The organism is Mycobacterium sp., assembly GCF_039583785.1.
Taxonomy (GTDB): Bacteria; Actinomycetota; Actinomycetes; order Mycobacteriales; family Mycobacteriaceae; genus Mycobacterium.
Genome location: NZ_JAVKSG010000151.1, coordinates 1,825 through 3,385, shown reverse-complemented (window position 1 = coordinate 3,385; position 1,561 = coordinate 1,825). Strand labels below are relative to the sequence as shown.

Annotated in this window: 3 protein-coding genes; 1 reads left to right on the top strand and 2 read right to left on the bottom strand. The window is 26.3% G+C overall.

The features are described 5' to 3' along the window. Positions 1 to 206, top strand: a 206-nt coding sequence (locus ABDV69_RS20685; protein ID WP_343577659.1) for a hypothetical protein, incomplete at its 5' end; no start/stop codon positions are given. On the opposite strand, the gene ABDV69_RS20680 is transcribed toward ABDV69_RS20685, so the two are convergent. Further along, positions 201 to 491 (bottom strand): hypothetical protein, encoded by a 291-nt coding sequence (locus ABDV69_RS20680; RefSeq protein WP_343577658.1) that lies wholly within the window; start codon positions 489 to 491, stop codon positions 201 to 203. The genes ABDV69_RS20685 and ABDV69_RS20680 overlap by 6 nt on opposite strands. Positions 492 to 1,007: 516 nt before the next feature. Further along, a partial coding sequence (locus tag ABDV69_RS20675; RefSeq protein ID WP_343577657.1) for a hypothetical protein occupies positions 1,008 to 1,561 on the bottom strand: 554 nt, incomplete at its 5' end.

Below are 1,561 nucleotides of genomic sequence, written 5' to 3'. Positions count from 1 at the left end.
CCCCTTTTAAAAATTTATCTTTTACTGTTAATGGAAAAGACTTTTATGTAGGAGATTATCAATATTATTCTGACATAGGATTTGCATATAATAATGATGAATATTACGTGTTTAACATGGAAAATGAAACATTTAATGGACAATTAAAAATAACTATAGATAAAGGATTAGAAATCACAAAAATGTTTATTATAGGGTATTCATAGAAACAATTTATATAACATATCAAATATTAAAGTGCTTACTGAAACAATTATTGAAACTATAATGAGAAACCTTTTTTTACTTATAAAACTCTTATTTTGAATATCATTTAATTTATTTGATAGCCTATTTATTTTTTCAACATTTATATCATTCAAAGTTTTTTGCAGCTGTTCGTTGGCTTTATCTATTTTTTTATTTAAGTCTATTAAGCTATTATTAATAACACTTATTGTATTTTCTAATATCGCTATTCTAACTTCCAATTCAGTTGTCTTGTTATCCATATTATCACATTACACGAATATATAAATATTTCTATTTTTTATTTAATAAAAGAGGAAAAGATGAAGCAAGTTTCATGAAAAGGTCTACCTTTTTATTTAATATATTTATATTATTTATTATATCATCGAATTTTGTATTTGTTATTTCACAATTTATAGTTGTTTCCATATTATCACGAGCTATAATTATAGTTTATTATGGCATAGCCCGTTACATATCCTGTTGGAATAGATACTGCAGATATATCAAGAGAACTGAAAGGTGTTATAGGTACATCTCTAAAAAAATATGAAGAATTTTTTGGTATAGTTTCTGTTGAGGTAATTGTATATAGAGTGTTTGTTATATAATTTCTTACATTTACAATTATGCTGGTATTTAAGGCATTTTGAATAAAATAGGAAAAGTCTCTTATTGGTGGTATAACATTATTTGTATTGAGCAAAGCTACGTCACCTGTAGTGTTACTATGCACTTGTGTATCTTTTATTACCAGTGTATTATTGTGGAATATTTTAATTAGTACCATTTTTACCACCAGTAAATAAATCTTTAAAACTACTTTTAAATTTTGAAAAATCATCAATGCCTATTATTCCTAAACTAACTTCTGCAATTGTTTGTGGTGGGTCATTAACCTGTATTTCAAGTGATAAGCCGTTTTTATATGGAAAAGGTATAGAACTATAATATGCCACCACTGAATATGGATTAGAAAATCCATCAGCAATATATAAATTTTGAGAATATAGAAATGCTGGAACATATACATTTGCTGCTAAAGCACTTGGAACTGAAAATCCAGATTTGCTTTGACCAAAAGCAAGCGCTTGAAAAGGTATTTCACTTATACCCGTTTCGTCAACTGTTAACCTTATGGAAAAATTATCTGTAGAAATTGCCATAATACTGAAAAATATATATCCTTTATCATATCCTTTTGAGTTGGTTTTATAAATTTCTGTATACTTATTTGTGTTAATTAATATATTCTGTTGAAAATACGGAAAATCAATGCTCCAACCATCTAATAAAGGAAGTATTTCCATTAATCCCACTCCATTTCTCC